The organism is Gammaproteobacteria bacterium (assembly GCA_022340215.1).
Classification (GTDB): domain Bacteria; phylum Pseudomonadota; class Gammaproteobacteria; order JAJDOJ01; family JAJDOJ01; genus JAJDOJ01.
This window is the reverse complement of the sequence record JAJDOJ010000113.1, coordinates 1-5,184: the sequence shown is the minus strand read 5'-3', so window position 1 is coordinate 5,184 and position 5,184 is coordinate 1. Positions and strand designations below refer to the sequence as shown.

The following is a 5,184-nucleotide window of genomic DNA, read 5'->3' as shown; positions in this document are numbered from 1 at the left end:
GTAGCGAGCATGGTGGGAGAACGAGACAAAAAGTTTACGATTTCGAGGCGCATAGTGGGCCTACGCAACGAGAAATCGGGGATTTTTTGGCCGCTCTCCCATCAGCGCAGTAGATTGTTCCTAAGGCCGACAGGCTCCTAGCCCGACTTCCGCCCGGGACGACTTGCTCCGTCCCCTCCCGTCGAGTTCCGCCGCGGCGCCAGCCAAGGTCTGTTATCTTCTCGCTGTATGAAACGGTTTTTCTGTACCTGCGGGCAGCAGGTCTTCTTCGACAGCACCGAATGCGTCAAATGCGGCCAGCGTCTCGGGTATGACCCGGAGATCGCCGCGATGGTGACACTTGAGGAAGTCAGCGATGGCGTCTGGCTGGCGGGCAACGACCCGACACCCGGTGGCCGCTATCGGTTTTGCGACAACGGATTGCAGTATGGGGTGTGCAACTGGCTCGTTCCCGCCGGGGGCCATTACCTGCGTTGCCGGGCCTGTTCGCTCAATCGCATCGTCCCCAACCTCGACAAGGCGGGAAATCTGCGTCGCTGGCGCGCATTGGAGGTTGCCAAACGCCGCTTGATCTACACCTTGCTGTCGCTGCGACTGCCGGTCGTCAGCCAATGGGAAGATCCTCAGGGTGGGCTGCTGTTCGATTTCCTCGAGGACCGGCGCACCAACGCGGAGGTGGCGGAGGGATTCGTCGGCACCGGGCACGCCGGCGGGGTGATTACCATCAATGTTCTGGAGGCGGACGACACCGAACGGGAGTCGATGCGGGAGGCCATGAACGAGCCCTACCGCACGCTGCTGGGACACTTCCGGCACGAGAGCGGCCACTACTTCTGGTCGCACGACTGCGAGTCGGGAGGGAAGATCCATGAATTCCGCGCCCTTTTCGGTGACGAGCGCGTTGACTATCGGCGGTCGCTTGACACGTACTATCTCAACGGACCTGCTGAGGATTGGTCCAGGGCCTATATCAGTCCCTATGCGTCGGTGCATCCACTCGAGGACTGGTCGGAAACCTGGGCCCACTACCTGCATATGGTGGACACCCTGGAAACAGCGGAAGGCTACGGCATGGTGAATCTCCACGCCGCGGAGAAGGGTCCCTCGGCATGGCTGGACGAGTGGAGTGAACTGACACTGGTGCTGAATGAGCTGAACCGCAGTATGGGCCTGGCGGATGCCTACCCGTTTGTCGTCAGCGGACCGGCCAGAAGGAAACTAGAGTTCATCCATCGTGTAGTGAACAGTTGAACCGGGTGGCGTCGAACGCGGGCAGGTCGGCGAAGGCCTGCAGGATACGGGCGTCCCAGCTCTGTTTGAGGTTGACGAGGTAGTCGTGGTCGGCGGCCATCTGCGTGTGGCAATCCAGTCGCAGATCATCGCGCTTGTATACGGCCAGTTCGATCGGGGGACCGACGGTTACGTTGCTGCGCATCGTGGAGTCCATCGATACGAGCGCACAGCGCACGGCGTCTTCCAGACTTGTGTCGGTGCGGATGATGCGGTCGAGGATGGGTTTGCCGTATTTCGTTTCGCCCACCTGCAGGAAGGGGACGAGGTCCGAGACCCGTATGTGGTTCCCCTGGGGGTAGACGAGATAGAGGTCCTGCGGTTGTCCCGAGATCTGTCCACCCAGGATGAAGGTGGCTTCCGGTTTGAAACCTCCGCTCTCCACCGACTCGCTGTGCCTCGCCTGTTCGGCCATGCTTAGCTTGCCGATGTACTCGGCCGCCTCGGTCAGGTATCGAACGGTGTAAAGCGTATGTTCGGCGTGCTCGTCGATATCGCGGTTGATGTGTGTCACGACACCCTGGGTCGTCGCGAGATTGCCGGCGCTCATCAGGACAAAGACGCACTTGCCCGGGTTCTCCCAGGTGTGCATCTTGCTGTACGTACTGACCCGGTCGACACCCGCGTTGGTCCTCGAGTCCGAACAGAACACGAGACCGTCGTCGAGTTTGATAGCTAAGCAATACGTCATGGAGGGGACCGGAATGTATATACGACTTGCTCAAGGCTTGGACCGAACGACCCGCGCCCCGAACCATATCACAAAGGGCGGTCGTTTCGACGCGCCCGGTCGCCGGTTACGCGACACCGGGATTCTACGGCATGTCCGGCCTGCCGACTCGCGGACGAAGAGGCCTGCCGCTACGCGGCGCAGGGAGGTCAGGTCATGACGGCCGATCGCGAATGGGGGGAACCGACGCCCACCCACGATCCCGAGGTGCTGGCCCATTTTCGCCCACGGCCGACGGATGTGCTGATCACTACGGCACCGAAGGCCGGGACGACCTGGATGCAGCAGATCCTCTATCAGCTTCGAAGCGGTGGGGATGACAGCTTCGGGTCCATTGCAGAGGTCGTCCCCTGGCTCGAACTGCCGCGAGCGGGCCAGACCTGGCGGGATGCCCTGGATCGTTACGACGCGTTGCCGGACCCACGCATCTTCAAGACCCACTGCACCTTCGAGCAGACGCCCGGTTGGGGGACGGTCCGGGTCGTCATGACCTCGCGCGATCCCCGCGATGTCTGCATCAGTTTCTACCACCACATCCGCGACATGACCGATACGGCGCGTGCGCACCACGGGCTGGAACTGCCCGGTTCGTTCGACGCCTATCTCGACGAATGGCTGGGGTACGGGGCCTGGTACCGCAACGTCGCGAGCTGGTGGCCGCACCGCGACGATCCCCGGCTCCTCTGGCTGCGCTACGAGGACCTCAAGGATGACCTCGCCGGCAACATGCGACGCATCCTCGCCTTCCTCGGCTGGACGGTCACACGTGAACAATTCGCGCGCGCTGTCGAGCTCAGCGCGTTTGAGTGGATGAAGGCCAATACCCTTCGGTTCACGCGCTCCGAGCGTGGCGGAGAGCCGGTATTCAAACCGGGTGGATTCATCCGTGGCGGACGGGTCGGGGATCACGAGACCGAACTGAACGATGTGCAGGAACGGCGTATCCTGGACAAGGCCCGGGAGACGCTCGAGCCTGCATGCCTGCGCTACCTTCAGATGACCTGACTTCGCGGAATCCAGGTCGAGCCCAGTTTCAGCACCAGTGGCATGCCGGATCCGCTTCGCTTGATCCGACCTACGGTTTTTCCATGCTTTCAGCGAGTCATGACATTGCGTAGGGTGGAACAAGCGCAGCGGTTCCACCGTCATGGGTGTCTGCGGCTCCCAACCGGAAAGTAGCATGCCGGATCCGCTTCGCTTGATCCGACCTACGGTTTTCCCGAGCTTTCGGTGAGTCATGACATTGCGTAGGGTGGAACAAGCGCAGCGGTTCCACCGTCATGGGTGTCTGCGGATCCCAACCGGAAAGTCGGTTGAGAACATGCCGGTGCTCTACCCCTCCGCCTGGGCCGGGCCGCCTGCCGGCCTGGGAAGATATGTGGGTCAGGTAAGGGCATCGATGCCTGAACCACGCCGTCGACCCGGTTGCGGGGCGTCAGGCGGAGTGCGGCTGTGCGCGGTCTACCATTCCTTGTTCAGGGCGAGCCAGATTGAGCTCCCCGTGCCGTGCGCGCAACTGTCCACCGCGGCGCAACCGTCCGCGGGGAAGGCTTCGGCGTCTGCAGTCTCCTGCCCGGGGGTGTAGAACGCCGTACCGCTGATCTCCGTGCGCCCGCCCACTCGGCGGGCAACCGCCATACTGGCGACGGGCCGGTAGCGGGCACCTTCGGGACTCCCCGTCCGGTCGAGATCGATCCGGCTGCGCAGGGTGCCGGATCCGGAATCCAGCCAGTTCTGTTCCCAGCTGAGCCGGACGGTCTCCTGCCGGTCGCGGGAGCGATACTCGCCCGTCCAGGAGACCGCGAGACGCGAGGGTCCGGTGACCAGCGGGCTTTCCAGGGACAGTTCCAGCCGGTAGATGTCCTGGTCCTCTCCGAGGAGTCCGCGCACGTTGCGCCGCCACTCCGATCGTGCGTCGCCGGTCAGCACGGCATCCTCCGAGAGACGCTCGGAAAAGCCGGAAAAGGCTCGTGTGACGTTCATCCCTTCTCGACCCGGGTCGTGGCGGATGTTGTTTCGTTCTGCCTCGAGGCCCCCGCGCAGGGTGCGACGATCCATCTCGAACGCGGTATGCCAGTATGCCCCCTGTGCATCGGAGGGAAGGGATTGCCCGGCCCAGTTCACCTCGGGTTCCAGCCGGAACAGCCCGCTCCGGTGCGTGAGGCGATCGAAGGCGATCTCGCCGTCGAGCATCACGCCCCAACTATCCTCGTCATCGACCAGCGTGCGCAGCGCGACCTCGGCGTCGTGGTTCGAGACCCCGGTTGTGTAGTGGATCGCGGAGGCAAGACTGGGGTCGATCGAGCCGTCATCGCCCTTCAGCACCCAGGTCTGTGCACCGATCTGCCATCCATCGAACAACCGGCGATTCAGCCCGACACCGACGACCGACGCGCCGTCCGCGACAAAGGACTTCTGTGCGGCCCCTTCGAGCTGTCCGGTCTTTCCGAGACTCCAGTTGATCTGGGAATCGGCGCTGGCGCCGGAGGCACTGATCCCCCGCATGGTTGTGTGCGGCAAGGAGATCCTGTAACCGGAACCGACAACCGGGTTGGTGTTCAGCTTCTGGTCACCCAGTGCGCTCTCGACCTGCAGGCGCCCGTCCCCGGTCGTTTCCCGCCGCCGCAGCACGAATGCGTCCTCCCCGGATGAGGGGGGGGACTGGTGCTCGGCCACGGGGCCTGACGCGACCTCACCCGGCTGTCGCGTGGCGCGGACCTCGATCAGGCTCGAGTCGCCCTGCCCGGATCCGGCGAGGTAGCTGTCTGCGGTCCCCATATCTGCCGGTTCGTACGACAGCGACTGTTCGGGCGGACGGGGTGTGCCATAATGCAGCTCGGGCAATCGTGCGGACCGGTTCGCATCCGCCATCGGGTTCGCAGTCGCAGGGACGGCATGCAGCACTACGAGCGCATAAGACGACGCGCCGATCAGTGTCCGGGTCACGGCATTCGCCGTCTTTGTGTGTATCCCCACGAGTGTGTCCTTCACTGTCGTTTTTCTTGCCGAGGCGGGTTATCGATGTCGCGTCGGTAGGCGGTTCGGGCCCGTTGTTGTTAGCGCGTTCGAGTATAGGAATCGGCATTGCGGCATCGCAGGGGAGACCGGAGCGAGGCGGGGTAAACGACCGACGGGCTGTCACGACGGGGAAGCTACGGCACAGG

4 protein-coding genes are annotated in these 5,184 nt (G+C 63.3%); 2 read left to right on the top strand and 2 right to left on the bottom strand.

The window, feature by feature from the left end:
- Positions 1 to 228: 228 nt before the first annotated feature.
- A complete protein-coding gene (locus tag LJE91_08120; protein ID MCG6868681.1) occupies positions 229 to 1,251 on the top strand; it encodes a putative zinc-binding peptidase in 1,023 nt (340 codons plus the stop codon).
- Here the strand turns inward: LJE91_08120 and LJE91_08115 are convergent.
- The gene (locus LJE91_08115; GenBank protein MCG6868680.1) at positions 1,226 to 1,981 is read right to left on the bottom strand and encodes a peptidase; all 756 of its coding nucleotides are present in this window, start codon (positions 1,979 to 1,981) and stop codon (positions 1,226 to 1,228) included. The genes LJE91_08120 and LJE91_08115 overlap by 26 nt on opposite strands.
- A gap of 195 nt (positions 1,982 to 2,176) precedes the next feature.
- Here LJE91_08115 and LJE91_08110 point away from each other — a divergent pair, with 195 nt between their 5' ends.
- Positions 2,177 to 3,025: a sulfotransferase domain-containing protein gene (locus LJE91_08110; protein MCG6868679.1), complete on the top strand. Its 849-nt coding sequence runs from the start codon at positions 2,177 to 2,179 to the stop codon at positions 3,023 to 3,025.
- A 456-nt stretch (positions 3,026 to 3,481) separates the two neighbouring features.
- Here LJE91_08110 and LJE91_08105 read toward each other — a convergent pair whose 3' ends face one another.
- Positions 3,482 to 5,011, bottom strand: a complete 1,530-nt coding sequence (locus LJE91_08105) for a hypothetical protein (GenBank protein ID MCG6868678.1) — start codon at positions 5,009 to 5,011, stop codon at positions 3,482 to 3,484.
- Positions 5,012 to 5,184: the final 173 nt, after the last annotated feature.